The following is a 16,721-nucleotide window of genomic DNA, read 5'->3' as shown; positions in this document are numbered from 1 at the left end:
CTCATTTCGCGTAGGTGAAACCGGCGTGCTGCAGTTCGGGCAGCGTCCCGACCGCGCCCGGCGTGACGATCGCCGACGGAATCACATGGTTGGTCAGATCGGCCGCGAGTGCGTCGAGCGGCAGCTTGTCCGGATTCGCGCTCGCGCGGTCGAGCCGTTCGGCGAGTTCCCAGATCGCGTTGTGGCACGACAGGAACACGACGCCGCGCTGCTCGAGCGCGGCGATGCTGTTGTCGTGCGACGAGAATGCGCCGTCGGCCAGTTCGTGGTCGTGCGCTTCTTTCGACTGCGCGGGTTTCGCGGCGAGCAGCGTGTTGGTTGGAAACGCGGCGCCCGCGAATTTAGCGAGGCCGTATTTGTCCCACGCGAGCTGGTCGAACAGTGCGAGATGCGCGGCGCCGTGCGTGGCCGACACGACGAGGAAGTCCGGATGACCGAACCCCCAGATCTGCGCGTTCAGCGCATTGCGCATCAGGTTCAGCCACGGGCCGCCGAGCTCGGTGTTGTCCCACACCTGCTTCGGGCCGCCGCGATAGCCGATCACTTCCATGAGCGCCGCGTGATCCCATTGATCGGGGCGCTCGACGATCATCGGCACCGTCTTGAAGTCGCGCCGTCTCGGCGCGGCTGCGAGGCGGCGGGTGAGCTCGGCGAGGTGCGTCGCGCCGCCGGCCAGCAGCGCGCCGGTTTCGGGTGTGGCCGCCTGGGCGACGCGCGCTGCGCCGAGCAGCGCGGTGCCGGCCGCGAGGCCGAGTGTCTTGAGCGCGCAGCGGCGCGCATGCCGGTCGGACATCGAACTCTCCCATATCGTTGTTGTGGGGGGCGTGATGCATCGCCATGCTGCCGGCGATGCGTCGCCATCGCGTAGCCAGTCTAGGGGCGCGCGATCGATACCGGAAATCGCGATATCGGATGGGAGATATTCGAGGGGGCGATGATTGACGCAAACGACAAGGCCGCGCGGCGCCGGTTCATGCGGCGCCGCGCGGCCTTCGTCAGCCGTGGAAAGTCAGTGCACGGTGCGTTCGCGCAGCACGTTCGACGGCCGCGCGTTGCGCACGAACACGCCGGCCAGCACGGCGCCCGCGAGGGCGATCGCGCCGGCCAGCACGAACGCGGACGCGAACGAGCCGCTGCGCTCGACGATGAAGCCGGTCACGGCCGGCCCGATCACGCCCGACAGGCTGCCCATGCAATGCAGGAAGCCGCTGACGCCGCCCACGCGAGCCGGATGCACGACGTCCTGCACGATCGCCCAGTAGATCGCGCCCGTCACGTACAGGAAGAACAGCGACACCGACATCAGTGCGACCGCGCCCTGCGTCGACTGCACGGCGCCCGCGACGGCCACGCACGCACCCGCGCCGAGCAGGCAGGTGACGAGCACGATCCGGCGCGACAGCAGCAGGTTGCCGGTGAGCCGGTACAGCGCATCCGAGATCGCGCCGCCGCACGCGAGGCCGACCGTGCCGACGAGCCAGGGCACGACGGTGGCGACGCTCATCTCCTTGATGTTCAGATGGTGTGCACGCACGAGGTAGCTCGGGAACCAGCTCAGGAAGAAGAACAGCACGTAGTTGTAGCTGAAGAACGCGGCGGCGGTCGCGATGATGCGCGGCTGGCGCACGTAGTGCGACAGCGTATGCGCCGGCGTTGCGGCGGCCGCCGCGGGCGCATGGGCGGGCGATGCCGCACGCGCCGCCGCACGCGCGTCCGATGCGTCGCCGACCGGCGTGGCCGGACGGTCCGACGTCGACATCATCCACACGACGACCCATGCGAGCCCGATCGCGCACACGATCCAGAACGCCGGCCGCCAGCCGAACTGCGCGGCCAGCAGGCCGACGATCGGCCCGACGATCGGCCCGGCGATCGCGCCGCCGAGCGGCGAGCCGGCGCTGAGCAGGCCCATCGCGGTCGCGGCGCCGTCGCGCGGCAGCCAGTTGTTGACCATCTTGTTCGCGGCCGAGCACAGCGGCCCTTCGGCCATGCCGAACAGCAGCCGCACGATCAGCAGGCTCACGAAGCCGACGGTGAGCGCGGTCATCCCGCAGAACACCGACCACAGTCCGACCGACAGCACGTACACGAGCTTCGGCCCGAGCCGGTCGGACGCGAGCCCGCCGATGAAATTGAACAGCGCGTAGCCGATGAAGAACGTGCTGAACACGAGGCCCATCTGCGCGGCGTCGATGCCGAGATCGGTCTGCACGATCGGCGCGACGATCGACAGCGCGACGCGGTCGAGATAGTTGATCCCGTACACCAGGAACAGCAGGAACACCGTGAACCACGCCTGCGACTTCTGCTTCATTGTCTGTCTCCTTCGTGCCGGTGGGCCGGCCGTCATGTCATGTCATGTCGATCGTTCGCCGCGTCGGTATCGCCGTCGGCGGGCAGGGGTGTTGCGCGGTTCGCTTCGATCGCGGCGAACCGTGACGCGCGTTCGTTCAGCGTGCGTGCAACGGCGCGAGCAGCGCGTCGGTGCCGTGCGTGCGCAGCGTCGACAGATGCGCGCCGATACGCGCGATCAACGCTTCGGGCCACACGGTCGAGCCGGCGAGCGCGCTGCTGCCGAGCGCTGCGCGAACCGCGCCGGTTGCATCGCCGGCCGCCGCGAGCGTCGCGCCGAGCGCGGCCGCGCCCGGATCGTTGATCGCGAGCGACTGGCCCGATTCGTCGCGCGCGGTGGCGACGTAGTGCAGCCACAGCGCGAGCGCGCGTTCCAGATACGGACGCTCGATACCGGCCGCCGCGCTTTCGGCGAGCGCCGGCAGCCAGCGCAGCGGCACCTTCTGCGTGCCGTCCATCGCGATCTGTTCGGTGCGATGCGCGAGCGTCGGATTGCGGAAGCGCTGCACGAGCGTCGCGCAATAGCCATGCGCGTCGTAACCGGACGGCACGTCGACGGTTGCGAGCAGGTCGCGCGTCATCACGCCGTCGACGAGCGCCGCGATCGCCGGATCGGCCATCGCGTCGGACACGGTCGCGCGACCGCGCAGCTGCCCCGCATACGCGATCGCCGAATGCGAGCCGTTCAGCAACCGCAGCTTCATCGTTTCGTAGGGCCGCACGTCGCCGACGAGATGCGCGCCGGCGTCTTCCCAGCGCGGGCGAGGGCCGGCGAAGCGATCCTCGATCACCCATTGCGAGAACGGCTCGCAGACGATCGCGGCCGCGTCGCGCGCGCCGAGATGCGCGTGCGCCCAGTCGAGCGATTCGGGCGTCGCGGCCGGCACGATCCGGTCCACCATGCTGTTCGGGAATGCGACGTCGTCGCGGATGCGGTCAGCGGGGCATGCGCCGGCCGCCGGCGCAGGCCGGCCGCGATCACGCCGAGCGCGGTGCGCGGCGTGTCCGGCGTCGCGAGATCCTGGCGAATCGCGGGGTCGTCGGCATCGAGACCGCCGCGGGGGCGGCGGCAATAGCCTTTCTCGGTCACGGTCAGGCTCACGATCGACACCGCCGGATCGGCGATCAGCGCCAGTAGCGCGGGCAGCGATTCGGGCGCGAACAGCGCGCCGTGCACCGCGCCGACGATGCGCGTGCGTGCGCCGTGGCCGTCGCGTTCGGTCACCGAGTACAGGTGATCCTGCGCGGCGAGCAGGTCGACGGTATGGCGCCGGCGCAGCTCGACGCCGACGATCCCCCAGCGCAGATCGCCCTGTTCCAGCACCGTTTCCGTATGCAGCGCCTGATGCGCGCGATGGAACGCGCCGAGGCCGAGATGGACGATGCCGGTGCGGAGCGCCCGCCGGTCATAACAGGGGCGGCGCGTGCCGGGCGGCGCGCTGCGCAGGAAATCGGGGGTGGATGGCATGGCGATCAGGGATGGTGCGTACCATGGTAGATAGTCGAATGCGTGCAGGTTATTTCGAGTTTCGCCGCGAAGTTATCGGTGTAAACGCTAAATCGCCGGAATTCGGCCGGTTCTGTACCATGGTAGTTATCGATATCGAGGCGGATCAATCGCACCATGAGCGAAACGGCAGTACTGGAAGAAGCGGACGTCGTCGTCACGGCGTTGCAGGGGTTCTCGCTGGACGAGAGCCGGTCATATACGGAGCAGGTTCATGCGCTGCTGCGCCACGCGATCGTGCGCGGCGCGCTGCCGCCGCGCACCGCGCTGTCGGAGGCGGTGATCTCCACGACGATCAAGGTCAGCCGCACGCCGGTGCGCGAAGCGTTCGCGCAGCTCGCCGACGAGCGGCTCGTGCAGATCATCCGCAAGGTCGGCACGCTGGTCGCGCCGATTCCGGTATCGATCCTCGAGGAAGGGCGCTTCGCGCGCAGCACGCTCGAATGCGCGAACCACGTCGAGCTCGCGCAGAAGATCACGCCGGCGCAGCTCGCGGAGCTGTCGCGGATCATCGACGCGCAGCGTGACGCGGTGGCCGCCGGCGATGTCGAAGCGTTCTTCGATCTCGACGAGGCGATGCACGGGCGGATGTTCGCGTTCGCGGGCCGGCCGCACGTGTGGGAAATGCTGCAGCCGATGAAGCGCCAGTTCGACCGCGTGCGCTGGCTGCTGCTCGATCGCGTCGAGGATCACGCGCGCCGCGCGCTGCAGGAGCACGAACAGATCCTCGCGCACATCGCGTCGCGCAACATGGCGCTGCTCGGCGCGTCGGTCGCGGCGCACGTCGACCGGATCGGCTCGCACCTGCCGGACGTGCGCAGCCGCGCGCCGCATTACTTTGTCGACTGACATCTGAATCGCCCGCTGGAGGAGCGCAGTGAAAATCGAACGCTTGCAGACCATCGTCACGTGTCCGGGCCGGAACTTCGTGACGGTGAAGATCGTGACCGACGAGGGCGTCCACGGCCTCGGCGACGCGACGCTCAACGGGCGCGAGCTCGCGGTGCGCGCGTACCTGGAAGACCACGTGTTCCCGTGCCTCGTCGGCCGCGACCCGCGCAACATCGAGGACATCTGGCAATACCTGTATCGCGGCGCGTACTGGCGGCGCGGGCCCGTGACGATGACGGCGATCGCCGCGATCGACATGGCGCTGTGGGACATCCTGGGCAAGCTCGCGGGCATGCCGGTCTACCGGCTGCTCGGCGGCAAGAGCCGCGACGGCCTGATGGTGTACGGCCACGCGAACGGGCGCGATCACGACGAAGCGGTCGACGCGGTGCATGCGCACATCGAGGCCGGCTATCGCGCGATCCGCGTGCAGTCGGGCGTGCCGGGGCTCGACAAGGTGTACGGCGTCGGCAAGACGGCCGGCGCGTACGAGCCGGCCGAGAAGGGGCTGCCGCCCGAGGAGCCGTGGGACACCGCGCTCTACCTGCGTCACACGCCGGAACTGTTCCGCAAGGTGCGCGACGCGGTCGGCGATGCGCCGCACCTGCTGCACGACGCGCATCACCGGCTCACGCCGATCGAGGCCGCGCGGCTCGGCCGTGACCTCGAGCCGCATCGGCTGTTCTGGCTCGAGGACGCGACGCCCGCGGAGAACCAGGACGCATTCCGCCTGATCCGCCAGCACACGACGACGCCGCTCGCGGTCGGCGAGGTGTTCAACTCGATCTGGGATTGCAAGGACCTGATCCGCGACCAGCTGATCGACTACATCCGCGCGACGATCGTGCACGCGGGCGGCATCACGCACGTGCGGCGCATCGCCGATTACGCGGCGATGTACCAGGTGCGCACCGGCTTTCATGGCGCGACGGACCTGTCGCCCGTCTGCATGGCGGCGGCCGTGAACTTCGGGCTGTGGGCGCCGAACTTCGGCATCCAGGAATTGATGCCGCACAGCGCGCTGACCGACGAAGTGTTTCCGCACAACTACCGCTTCGAGGACGGCTATCTCGTGATGGACGACGTGCCGGGCCTCGGCGTCGACATCGACGAGACGCTGGCCGCGAAATATCCGTACGAGCGCGCTTACCTGCCGGTCGCGCGGCTGCGCGACGGTTCGATGTGGAACTGGTGAGCCGCGAAGATCCGAAGGAGAGAACCGAAATGTTGAGCGTCGTTGTCGATCGTCCGAACAGCATGAGCGTGCGTGAGGTGCCGCTGCCCGTGCCCGCCGCCGGCGAGGTGCGCGTGAAGGTGCGCTATGCGGGCATCTGCGGGTCGGACCTGCACATCTTTCACGGCAAGAATCCGTTCGTGTCGTACCCGCGCATCATCGGCCATGAATTCGTCGGCACGATCGAATCGGTCGGCGCGGGCGCCGATGCCGCGCGGCTTGGCGAGACCGTCGCGGTCGATCCGGTGATCAGCTGCGGGCATTGCCACGCGTGCACGATCGGCCGGCGCAACGTGTGCCGGCACCTGACCGTGCTCGGCGTGCATCGTGACGGCGGCTTCAGCCAGTACACGTGCGTGCCGGCCGGCAATGCGTACCGGATTCCGGACGCGATCGCCGATACCTGCGCGGCGATCGTCGAACCGTTCGCGGTGGCCGCGAACGCGACGTCGCGCACCGGCGTGCTGCCGGGCGATGTCGCGCTGATCTACGGCGCCGGCACCGTCGGGCTGACGATCCTGCAGGTGCTCAAGCGCGTGTACGGCATTCGCGCGTTCATCACCGACCGGCTCGACGCGCGGCTGCAGCTCGCGCGCAAGTGCGGCGCGGCGGAGGACGAGATCATCAACACGAGCGTCGAGCCGCTGCCCGACGCGCTGACCAAGCGCGGTGTCGATGGCGGCCCGACGCTGATCTTCGATGCAGTCTGCCATCCGTCGATTCTCGAGGAGGCCGTGACGATCGCCGCGCCGGCCGGCCGGATCGGCGTGCTCGGGTTTTCGTCGGAGCCGTCGGCGATCGTGCAGGCCGAGCTGACGAAGAAGGAGCTGACGCTCGCCGCATCGCGGCTCAACTGCGCAATGTTCCCGCAGGTGATCGACTGGATTGCTCGCGGGCTGATCCAGCCCGAGCACATCGTCACGCACAAGGTCGGCTTTCGCGACGTCGCGCAGGCGTTCGAGATGGCTGAGCGCAATCCCGCGGAAAGCTGCAAGATCCTGCTCGATTTCGCGGGCGGCTGATCGCGCGTTCAGTTCATGCCGGTTCGTGTCGCCGGCCGGCGCGCGTCGCGCGTGTCGCGCGGCCCGGCCGGCCGGTGCGACGGTGTGTCAGAACGACACCGTCGTCGTCAGCGTGACGAGCCGCGGCTCGCCGACCGCGACGATCAGGTTGCTGTTGCTCGACGGATAGTAGGTCTTGTCGAGCAGGTTCTTCACGTTGAGCTGGATGCGCGTCGGGAACTTGCCGATCGTCGTCTCGTAGGCCGCGAACGCATCGACGGTCACGTAGCCGGGCAGCGTGAAGCTGTTCGCGGTGTCGCCGGGCCGTGCGCCGACGAGCCGCGCGCCGCCGCCGAAGCGCCAGCGGCCGGGCAGGTTCCCGAGGGCCGTGTCATACACCGCGAACAGGCTGCCGGTGTGGCGCGCGACGTTGACGAGCGACGTGTTGCTGTCGCGATCGTTCGCGTTCGTGTACGCATAGCTGCCGATCAGGCTCAGGTGCCGCGTGATCTGCCCCGCGACGTCGAGTTCGATCCCGCGCGAGCGCGCGGTGCCGATCGTCGACGTGATGTCGCCTACTGTTACCGCGACGTTGCGCTTGTCGATCTGGTAGGCCGCGAGCGTGCCGGTGATGCCGGGCTTCAGGTTGAACTTCAGGCCGGCTTCCAGCACGCGGCCGAATTCCGGCGCGAGCGGTGACGTGACATTCGACGCGACGTTCGCCTTGAAAGAGCGGCTCACGTTCGCATACGCGGTCAGCGACGGCGTGAGCGCATACGCGAGCCCGAACTGCGGCAGCCACACGTTGCCGTGCGAGCGGTCGGCGAACGCGAACGGCCGCCCCATCCCCGATTCCTGCTGCCAGTCTTCCCAGCGCAGCCCGCCGACCGCGGTGAGCCGGTCGGTGATCTTCACCGAGTCCTGCACGATCATCGAATACGTGTGGACCAACGACCGCGAATCGCTTTGCTTCGCGTTCGGCGTGCCGCCCGGCGCAAGCAGGCCATAGACGGGATCGTAGAGATCGAAGCCCTTGATCGCCTTGCCGCGGATCGTGTCGCCGCGGAAGCTGCGCTGCCGTTCGTATTCGCCACCGATGTAGAGCGCGTGATTCATCCCCGCGAGCGTCAGGTTGCCGAGCAGGCCGAGCGTCGCGATCTGGTCGGAGTCGTTACGCCCGAGGTTGGCGTCGGCCGTGCGCGTCATCGCGCCGGTCGCGCTGTTGAAGGCGGTGCCGCGGGCGATGTACTGATCGTAGCGGTCGCGGCCCCAGCCGTACGTCGCGCGTACGCGCCACGCGTCGGAGAAGCGGTGCTCGACGCGCGCCCGCAGCGTTTCCTGGATCCCGCTGCTTTGCGCCCACGGTTCGTCGTAGCGGCGATAGCGCAGCGCATCGTCGGGGCGGCCGTTCACGAGCACGGTGCCGCGATCGAACGGCATCGTGTAGTCGACGTACTGGTAGCTGACGTCGATCGACGTGTTCGCGTCGTGCCACGACAGCGCGGGCGCGATCAGCGCGTTGCGTTCGCGGCCGAAGCTGCGCCAGTAGCGGCTCGTGTCGTATTCGCCGGTGAGCCGGAACGCGAGCGTGCCGCCCGCGACCTGCCCCGGCTTGCCGAGCGGGCCCGTCAGGTCGAACTGCGCGCTGCTGCCGCCGTGGCTCGTGCGCGATGCGGAGATCGAGCCGCCGAACGTGTCCTCCGGCTTGCGCGTGATGAGGTTGATCACGCCGCCCGGGTCCTGCATCCCGTACAGCAGCGAAGCCGGGCCCTTCAGCACTTCGACGCGATCGATCGTCGCGAGATAGCTGTGCAGCACCGGCGTGCGGACCCCGTCGACGAGCACGGAGCCGTCGTTGTTCGAACCGAAACCACGCTTGATGAACGCGTCGCGCGTGCCGCCGAGCGTGTTGGTCTGCGTGATGCCGCTGATGTTGCCGAGCACGTCATCGAGCGAGCGCGCCTGCTGGTCCTGCATCACGCTGCTGCTGACCACGGCGACCGATTGCGGGATCTCCTTGATGGGGCGCGCGTCGCCGCCGGCGATGCTGCTGGTGCGCGGCTGATAGCCGACGGTCGGATCGGCGACCGCCGATGCGTTGACGCTGATCGTCGGCAGTTCGCGTTCGGGCGGCGATACGGATGCCGGTGCGGGCGCGGATGCCGCCTGCGCGGGCTCCGCATCGGCATGCGCGCCGCTGGCGACGCAAAGGGTGATCAGGGCAGGCAGGCTGGCGCGCCACGGGCGCAAGGTCCGCACGCGGCGGGGCGTTCGACGGGATGGCATGAATCGATGAGTGACGGAGTGCTAAGGACGGAGGCACAGGCCGCAGCGCTTCACTGCGCCGCTGCGGCAGGATGCGCATGATATAGGTAATGAGAATCGTTTGCAATTGTAACGAGGCCGATACGGACCGTGAACCGCGATTGCCGGGCCGTCGGCCGTCTGCTACCGTAGCGGCCAAAATCAGACGCAGTGAAATCCAATGAGAGCCGGGGGCCGCACCATGTCATCTTCCTGTCACGTCGCGTGCAGCGTGGTCGACCGTGCGGGTGATGAAGTGATCGCAGCCGTGTTCCGCCATTCGAACGCATAAAGCAACGGAAGCGAATTCATCCGGCGTAGCGCCGGGCTTCAATCACTTCAATCACCACGCTAGAGGGGAGACCACCCATGAACAAGATTTCCACGCCGTTCGCGGCGGTGACGCTTGCGTCCTGCGCGCTGTTGGCGGGCATTCAGCAGACCGCTTGCGCGGCTTCGGCTGCCGAGCCCGCGATCGACGCGCATTACGGCGCCGTGATCGAGGCCTACACGAAGGACATGGCCGCCGCGAAGACGAAGTACGACGGCAAGCGCCTCGTGTTTGTCGGCGCCGTGATCCGGATGGGCAGCGACCCGGGCGGCACGTACTTCGGCGCGCTGACGACCGACGGCGAGCAGTTCGATACGCACTTTGACGTGGCCGACCAGGCTGCGCTGAAACCGAAATTCCCCGGCGGCGAGATCAAGCCGTTCACGGCGTCCGCGAATTTCCGTTTCAGCTGCGTGAACGAAGGCTATATCGATGCGCCCGTGTTGCCGGGGCTGAAGCTCGCGCATTGCCGGTTGGAAGGCTGACTCCGGCACGCGCGGTTCGCGGGCGGCGGCGAGCCGCCCGCAACGGCGCTGCCCGGGGCGTCAGAATTTCTGCTGGATCCCCGCCATGACGCCGAGCTGGTTGCTGCCTGTCGCGACGGTTCCGCCCGTGGCCACCGCATTGGCGGCGGTGGCGCTGTTGAACACGTAGCCCACCGACGTATAGACGGTCGTCCGCTTGGACAGGAAATAGTTCGCGCGGCCGACGAGCAGCGTGGCGTTCGTGCCTTCGCTGTTTTCGCGACGCTGCAGGTAGCGCACACCCTGCAGGTCGAGCGCGAGGTAGGGCGTTGCGTAGTACGTGCCGCCCGCGAACACGATATCGGCCTGCAGGTGTGCGGCCGCCGCGAGATTGCGGCGGATCCAGCCGGCGCCGAGTTTCGCCGGGCCGATCTTCACGTAGCCGGCGACGATGTCGCGCGTGTCGGTGTACGCCGAATTGTTCAGCGGTGCGAGCGCGCCGCCGCCGCCGCGCATCACGTCGTGCGAGGCGGCCAGCCCGAAATTGCTCGCGTCATAGGCGAGCATCGCCGTGTACTGCCGGCACGCGACGATGTCGCCGGGCACCTGTCCGGCGCAGCCCGTCGCCGACGGTCCAGCCGGGCCGGCCGCGTCGCGGCCGAAGCTGTAGGTCGCGCCGAGCGTCACGCCGTGGAACGTGCCCTTGTAGCCGATCGCATTGTCGCTGCGCGCATTCGGCAGGTAGGAGTCGAAATCCGCCATCGAATGAATCGACGGGCCGATCACGTCGGCATTGGTCAGTACGATCATCGTCATGTTCATCTGGCGGCCGAGGGTCAGCGCGCCGAACGGACTGTTCACGCCCACGTTCGCCTGCCGTCCGAACAGGCGCCCGCCGTAGTTCAATGCGCCGGTGCCGGGCTGGAAGCCGTTTTCGAGCACGAAGAAGGCCTGGTAGCCGCCGCCGAGACCCTCCGTGCCTCTGAGGCCCCAGCGTGATGGAACCTCGCCCGTCAGCGTCGGCATCCCGGTGAACGATCCGCCGTGCGCGGCGTTGTTGTAGTAGGACACACCGGTATCGATGATCCCGTACAGCGTGACGCTGCTTTGCGCGCAGGCCGGTCCGGCCAGCGCCATCGCCGTCGCGAGCGCGACGCCCAGTTTCGTTTTCATGGCTGTCTCCAAACAGTATGTAGATCTACTTATCGTTTTTTTTTCATTGCCCCGGACATGCCGGGGGTACCGACGGGTATCGGTCGAGCCTGCGGGTGTCGTGCGTTACGACAGCGCCGGATCGCGTTGCCGGTGCGGTGCCGCGGCGCGCGCGCCCGCCACGGCGACGGCGATGGCCGCGCCGGCCAACGGCACGAGGAACGCGAGATACAGATGGGACACGGACCAGCCGTCGTCCAGCAGCGCGCCGACCGTCATCGGCGACAGGATCGCGCCGAGGCGGCCGATGCCGACCGCGAGACCGATGCCGGTCGTGCGGATCTCGGCCGGATACGGCGTCGGCGACAGCGCATACATGCCGGCCACGCACGCATTGATCACGGCGCCGAGGAACACAGCGACCGTCATGCCGATGCCGAGCGAGCCGGTGTTCGCGCCGAACACGACCATCAGCACACCGCCCAGCAGCAGCGTCGCGCCCAGCAGGTTGCGCAGGCCGAACCGCGTCGACAGCAGGCTGAAGAGCGACGCGCCCGCAATGCCGCCGAGATTGAGCAGCACGCCGCCGGTCACGCCCTGCGATGCCGACATGCCGGCCTGGACCAGCAGTTTCGGCGTCCAGCTCACGACGAAGTAGAAGCTCCCCATCACGAGAAAGAAAGCGATCCACAGCGCGATCGTGCGGCGCGTGAGCGGTGCGCGCAGCACGGCCGTCCAGCTCGACGCGGGGTTCGCCGTGTCGACGGAAGCGGTCGCGGCCGGCAGCGTGTCGATCGGCGCGCGCTTCATTCTCGCGAGGATGCGGTTGATCTTCAGCAGCGCGTCGTCCGGACGCCGCGCCAGCAGGAAGTCGAGCGATTCCGGCAGCAGCGCGAGCACCATCGGGATCGACATCAACGTCAGGATGCCGCCGAACGCGAACACGCTGCGCCATCCCCACGTCGACAGCAGGTAACCGGCGATCACGCCGCCGGCGGTGGCGCCGATCGCATAGCCGGTCGACTGCATGCCGATCGCGGCGCTGCGCCATTTGTTCGATGCGTACTCGCCGCTGATGACGGTCAGGCTCGCCAGCATGCCGCCGATGCCGAGCCCCGTGTACGCACGCGCGGCCGCGAGTTGCAGCGTGCTGTGGGTAGCCGCGCAGGCCAGCATCCCGGTCGAGATCACGGCGAGGCACAGCAGGATGATGCGGCGGCGGCCGACGCGATCGGCCAGCGGCGCGATCAGCACCGAGCCGATGCCCATGCCGGCCAGCCCGGCGCTCAGCAGCAGGCCGATTTCCTTGCCGCTCAGTTTCCATTCGGCGGCCAGATGCGGCGCGGCAAACGCGATGGCCAGCACGTCGAAGCCGTCGAGCATGTTCAGCACGACGCAGGCCGTGACCGCCATCGTCTGAAACGCGCTCATCGGGGATTTGTCGATCGTATTGCGGATATTTGCGCTCACGTCAAAGATCCTTCAGAAGAATAGTATGACTAATTGATTGGGATGAAATCGACGCACTGCCGTAGCGAATGGGACGAAAGCGATTGCGTGGGCTGACGGGCAGCCCGGGTTACGTGCGCCGGCGCGATGGCTACGCGGGTTCGGGTTGCAGCAGCAGCCGCTCGATCACGCGCCGCGCGCGATTGGGGCCCGCGTCGACATGAATGTCGATCTGGCGGCGGTCCGGGAACCGCAGCTGGTTCCGGTATTGCGCCTCGATCACGGTCTTGTCCTCGTCGAACGTCGCCGCGGATTGCTCGATGACCGTTCGCGCGACGCGTTCGATGTCGTGCTGCGGATTGGTCGCGACGGTCCAGAAGTAGTGCGTCGTCGTTTCCGTCTCGGGCGTGATGCCGTGGAAGCCGCGCATGTGAAAGCCGCCGCGCGCCGGATCGTGCAGGTCGCCGGTGCCGGCATCCATCGCGCCGGTCCAGATCCGGATATGCGACACGTGGAATTCGATTTCCTGCCAGCGATCGACGCGGCCCGCGAACGGCCATGCCGCCGTGTAGGTCGGCGGCGGCTCCGAATCGGGCATCCGGCGGACCAGCGTCACCGTGTCGCCGTCCGTGCTGACGCGGGTTTCCGCGCCCATGTGCAGCGACGCGTTGCCGCCGATGGTTTTCAGGTGGACATAGCCGAGGTGGCTCAGGTCCATCAGGTTGTCGTGAATCAGCTGATACGGCGCGTGGTAATGGTAGTGGCCGCCGCCGAACCGGTAGTGCGGATCCGCGTGAAACGGATAGCGCGGCGGCGCGCAGGTCGGTTCAGCGTGCGCGTCGGCGCCGATCCAGATCCACACGATGGCGTCCTGCTCCCGCACCGGATACGACGCCACGCACGCCTTCGCCGGAATCCGGTCCTGGCCGGGAATCTCGACGCAGGTGCCGTCGCGGTCGAACAGCAGGCCGTGATAGCCGCAGCGCAGGCCGCGCACCTCGAGCGAGCCGCACGACAGCGGCAGCGACTTGTGGCAGCAGCGATCCTCCAGCGCACCGACTTCACCGGACGGCAAGCGGAACAGTACGACCGGGCGCCCGAGCAGCGTGCGCGCGACGGGTTTGTCCGTCAGTTCGGATGACAGCGCGGCGACCCACCATCGGTCGATTGGAAACTTAGTAGTATTGATTGGTGGTGCGGCATGATGCGCCATTGATCGTCTCCAGTATTGTGGTTTTCCGCCGCGCGCCGCGCGGTCCGTCTACAGATCGAGTACCAGCAGGTCGGTTCGCGATCGCGAACAGCACGGCATGAACTGGTCGCCGGCCGCTTGTTCCGCTTCCGTCAGATACGAATCGCGATGATCGGGCTCGCCTTCCAGCACGCGCGTCACGCAGGTGCCGCATACACCTTGCTCGCACGACGTCAGCACGTCGACGCCGTTGGCCGCCAGCGCCGCGACCACCGTGCATTCGGCCGGCACGTCGATCACCTTGCCGCTGCTCGCGATTCGGACCTGGAACGCGCGATCCGCGCCGGACGATGCAACCGCGCCGCCGAAGAACTCATAATGCAGCCGCTCGTCCGCCCAGTCGCGCTCGCGCGCGGCGTTCAGCACCGCATCCATGAAGCCGCGCGGGCCGCAGACGTACAGGTGCGTGCCGTCAGGCGCCGCGGCGAGCACCGAGGCCAGGTCGAAGCGTTGCGCGGGGTCGCCGTCGTCGACGTGCAAGCGGGTGCGGTCATTGAACCCGGCTGCGTTGATCCGCTCGACGAAGGCCATGCGGTCGGTCGAGCGCGCGCAGTAGTGCATGTCGAACGGGATGCCGGACGAGAACAGCCGTTCCGCCATGCAGAGAATCGGCGTGACGCCGATTCCGCCCGCGAGCAACAGGTGGTGCGGTGCGTCGGGCGCGAGCGGGAATTGATTGCGCGGGAGGCCGATCCGCACGGTATCGCCTTGCCGCACTTCATCGTGAATGGCGCGCGACCCGCCGCGGCCGTCGGCATCGCGCAGCACCGCGATCTGATAGCGATCGCCGTGCGCCGGGTGATTGCACAGCGAGTACTGGCGCACGAGGCCGCCGGGCAAATGCACGTCGATATGGGCGCCGGCGTCGAAGCGCGGCAACGGCGAGCCGTCGTCGCTGACGAATTCGAAGCCGCAGATGTCGCGCGCTTCCTGCCATTTGCGGGCGACCCGGACCGTCAGCGTCGCGGCGCTCATGACGCCTCCTTGATCTGCGCGACCGGAATCACGGGGCGCTGCGGGCTCGACGCCTGTTCGTCGGCGAGCAGCCGCTCGATCACCTTGCGCGACAGCACGCCGCCGGCGTCGATGTTCAGCTTGAGCAGCTTGCGGTCCGGCCACTGCTCGAGGTTGAGCTGCTGGCGCTCGAGCATCTCGAGATCCTCGGCGAAGATCTTGCCCTGGCCTTCGCGGATCTCGGCGGTCAGCGCGTGATCGTCGGGCCGGAAGTTGCGCGCCATCCCCCAGAAGTACCAGATCGAGGTGTCCGTCTCGGGCGTGATGAAGTCGACCACGATCGACGACGCCTTCAGCTCGGCCGGTGCGTCGTAGCCGCCATTGCCCGCAAGCGCGACGCCCACTTCGATCATCACGTGGCTCGGCGGCGTGAAGCGGCAGATCTGCCAGCGGTCGACCGGCACGTCGTCGGCCAGCCCGTTGCCGCGCAGCGCCATCTGCCAGAACGGCGGCGGCATCACGTTCTGCATGAAGCGGCTCGTGACGACTTCGTCGCCGTTGGCGGTCGTCTTCGGCGCAGCTTCGTCGATTTCCTTCTGGCCGATGCTCGTCGCATGCACGTACGTTTCGTGCGTGAGGTCCATCAGGTTGTCGATCATCAGCCGGTAGTCGCAGCGGATGTGATACAGGCCGCCGCCGTGCGCCCAGGCCGGATCCTCGGCCCACGACAGCGCGGGCAGCCGGGCGGGATCGGCTTCGGACGCATCGCCCGGCCACACCCAGATGAAGCCGTACCGTTCGACGACGGGGAAGCTGCGAATCGGCGGGAAGCCGCCGACCCGTTGGCCCGGCATGCCGGCCGCCTTGCCGTTGCAGCCCATTTCCAGCCCGTGATAGCCGCACACGAGCACGCCGTCGCGCACGAACCCTAGCGACAGCGGCGCGCCGCGGTGCGGGCAGAAGTCCTCGAGCGCGGCGACCTGGCCGTCCGCCGCGCGGTAAAACACCATCGGCTCGTTGCAGATCTTGCGGCCCAGCGGCTTGCCGTCGATTTCATCGGGCGTGCAGGCCACATACCAAGCGTTCTTGAGAAACACGTTCATCGTCTCCTTCAGGGCGGTGCCGCCGTTGCGCGGCACGTCGTCATTCCGTGTACTGAATGAGATTCAGTGTACGCATTGAGATTGGCTGGAGCAAGGCGGGCGGTATACTGGTTTTCCCGGGAAATGGCGCGACGCAGCGCCATGCCGTCGGTGCACGCAACGGCGTGCGCCGCCTATGTCATCGACTCATCCATGGAAAAAACGAATCCCGCCGACGCGCCGGCATTCCCGCTCGATCTGTACGACGAACCCGGGCACTTGATCCGGCGCGCGCACCAGATCGCGGTTGCGATGTTCTACGAAAAGCTGGGCCGGGACGTGACGCCCGTGCAGTACGCGGTCCTGCGGATGCTCTACGAATGCCCGGGGCTCGATCAGGTGACGCTCGCGCAGCGGGTGGCGCTCGACACGTCGACCACCGCGGATCTCGCGGTCCGGCTCGAAGCGAAAGGATTGATCGTCCGCGAAGTGCTGCCGCGGCGTCAGCGGCGCCTGTTGCTGACGCCGGCGGGCGTGGAGCTGCTCACGCACCTGATTCCGTCGGTGAAGGAACTGCGTGCCGGCCTGTTCGACGGGATGGGAGAGGACGATTCGGAGGAACTGATGCGGCTGCTGCGCAAGTTCGTCCATCTGAACAACGAGCAGAGCCGCGCGCCGCTGCGGGTCGGCGAGGATTCGTAGTGGGCGGTTTTCGCGAGATGAAGTAGAAGTGGCGGCGAGGCGGCAG

General features: G+C 67.9%; 13 protein-coding genes and 1 pseudogene. 5 read left to right on the top strand and 9 right to left on the bottom strand.

Annotated features, from left to right (window positions below; translation table 11 throughout):
- Position 1 precedes the first annotated feature (1 nt).
- The 3 genes and pseudogenes from ACP26O_RS20695 to ACP26O_RS20685 form a co-directional block, all read right to left on the bottom strand.
- On the bottom strand, positions 2-793 hold the full coding sequence (locus ACP26O_RS20695) for a transcriptional initiation protein Tat (RefSeq protein WP_175666565.1): 792 nt from the start codon (positions 791-793) through the stop codon (positions 2-4).
- A gap of 216 nt (positions 794-1,009) precedes the next feature.
- Positions 1,010-2,314 carry an MFS transporter gene (locus ACP26O_RS20690; RefSeq protein ID WP_426356397.1) on the bottom strand — a complete coding sequence of 435 codons (1,305 nt, stop codon included), beginning with the start codon at positions 2,312-2,314 and terminating at the stop codon, positions 1,010-1,012.
- 136 nt (positions 2,315-2,450) lie between these two features.
- Positions 2,451-3,820, bottom strand: a pseudogene (locus tag ACP26O_RS20685) (mannitol dehydrogenase family protein).
- A gap of 156 nt (positions 3,821-3,976) precedes the next feature.
- Between ACP26O_RS20685 and ACP26O_RS20680 the strand changes: the two are divergent.
- Genes ACP26O_RS20680 through ACP26O_RS20670 form a run of 3 tightly spaced genes read left to right on the top strand, consistent with a single transcriptional unit; the run spans position 3,977 to position 7,006 of the window.
- Complete coding sequence (locus tag ACP26O_RS20680; RefSeq protein WP_126226031.1) at positions 3,977-4,708, top strand: GntR family transcriptional regulator; 732 nt, start codon at positions 3,977-3,979, stop codon at positions 4,706-4,708.
- 28 nt (positions 4,709-4,736) lie between these two features.
- A complete protein-coding gene (gene manD, locus ACP26O_RS20675) occupies positions 4,737-5,945 on the top strand; it encodes a D-mannonate dehydratase ManD (protein WP_175666562.1) in 1,209 nt (402 codons plus the stop codon).
- Positions 5,946-5,974: 29 nt separating this feature from the next.
- On the top strand, positions 5,975-7,006 hold the full coding sequence (locus ACP26O_RS20670; RefSeq protein WP_175666561.1) for a Zn-dependent oxidoreductase: 1,032 nt from the start codon (positions 5,975-5,977) through the stop codon (positions 7,004-7,006).
- Positions 7,007-7,093: 87 nt separating this feature from the next.
- Here ACP26O_RS20670 and ACP26O_RS20665 read toward each other — a convergent pair whose 3' ends face one another.
- A complete protein-coding gene (locus tag ACP26O_RS20665) occupies positions 7,094-9,271 on the bottom strand; it encodes a TonB-dependent siderophore receptor (protein ID WP_175666560.1) in 2,178 nt (725 codons plus the stop codon).
- A 387-nt stretch (positions 9,272-9,658) separates the two neighbouring features.
- Here ACP26O_RS20665 and ACP26O_RS20660 point away from each other — a divergent pair, with 387 nt between their 5' ends.
- Positions 9,659-10,105 (top strand): hypothetical protein, encoded by a 447-nt coding sequence (locus tag ACP26O_RS20660; protein ID WP_175666559.1) that lies wholly within the window; start codon positions 9,659-9,661, stop codon positions 10,103-10,105.
- 60 nt (positions 10,106-10,165) lie between these two features.
- On the opposite strand, the gene ACP26O_RS20655 is transcribed toward ACP26O_RS20660, so the two are convergent.
- From ACP26O_RS20655 to ACP26O_RS20635, 5 genes are all read right to left on the bottom strand, one after another.
- Positions 10,166-11,257, bottom strand: coding sequence for a porin (locus ACP26O_RS20655; RefSeq protein WP_175666558.1), 1,092 nt, complete (start codon positions 11,255-11,257; stop codon positions 10,166-10,168).
- 105 nt (positions 11,258-11,362) lie between these two features.
- Positions 11,363-12,706, bottom strand: a complete 1,344-nt coding sequence (locus ACP26O_RS20650) for an MFS transporter (RefSeq protein ID WP_175666557.1) — start codon at positions 12,704-12,706, stop codon at positions 11,363-11,365.
- 130 nt (positions 12,707-12,836) lie between these two features.
- Entirely contained in the window at positions 12,837-13,898 is a 1,062-nt protein-coding gene (locus ACP26O_RS20645; protein ID WP_175666556.1) for an aromatic ring-hydroxylating dioxygenase subunit alpha, read from the bottom strand.
- Between the two features lie 48 nt (positions 13,899-13,946).
- Entirely contained in the window at positions 13,947-14,912 is a 966-nt protein-coding gene (locus ACP26O_RS20640; RefSeq protein ID WP_175666555.1) for a PDR/VanB family oxidoreductase, read from the bottom strand.
- Positions 14,909-15,988, bottom strand: coding sequence for an aromatic ring-hydroxylating oxygenase subunit alpha (locus tag ACP26O_RS20635; protein WP_175666598.1), 1,080 nt, complete (start codon positions 15,986-15,988; stop codon positions 14,909-14,911). The genes ACP26O_RS20640 and ACP26O_RS20635 overlap by 4 nt, the downstream gene beginning before the upstream one ends.
- 198 nt (positions 15,989-16,186) lie before the next feature.
- Between ACP26O_RS20635 and ACP26O_RS20630 the strand changes: the two genes are divergently transcribed.
- On the top strand, positions 16,187-16,675 hold the full coding sequence (locus tag ACP26O_RS20630; RefSeq protein ID WP_166723434.1) for a MarR family winged helix-turn-helix transcriptional regulator: 489 nt from the start codon (positions 16,187-16,189) through the stop codon (positions 16,673-16,675).
- The last annotated feature ends 46 nt before the right edge of the window (positions 16,676-16,721 follow it).

Origin of the sequence: Burkholderia sp. R-40 (genome assembly GCF_049942845.1) — a bacterium.
In the GTDB taxonomy this organism is placed as follows: domain Bacteria; phylum Pseudomonadota; class Gammaproteobacteria; order Burkholderiales; family Burkholderiaceae; genus Burkholderia; species Burkholderia ambifaria.
Note: the sequence above shows the minus strand (reverse complement) of the source record. Positions and strands in the feature narration are given on the sequence as shown.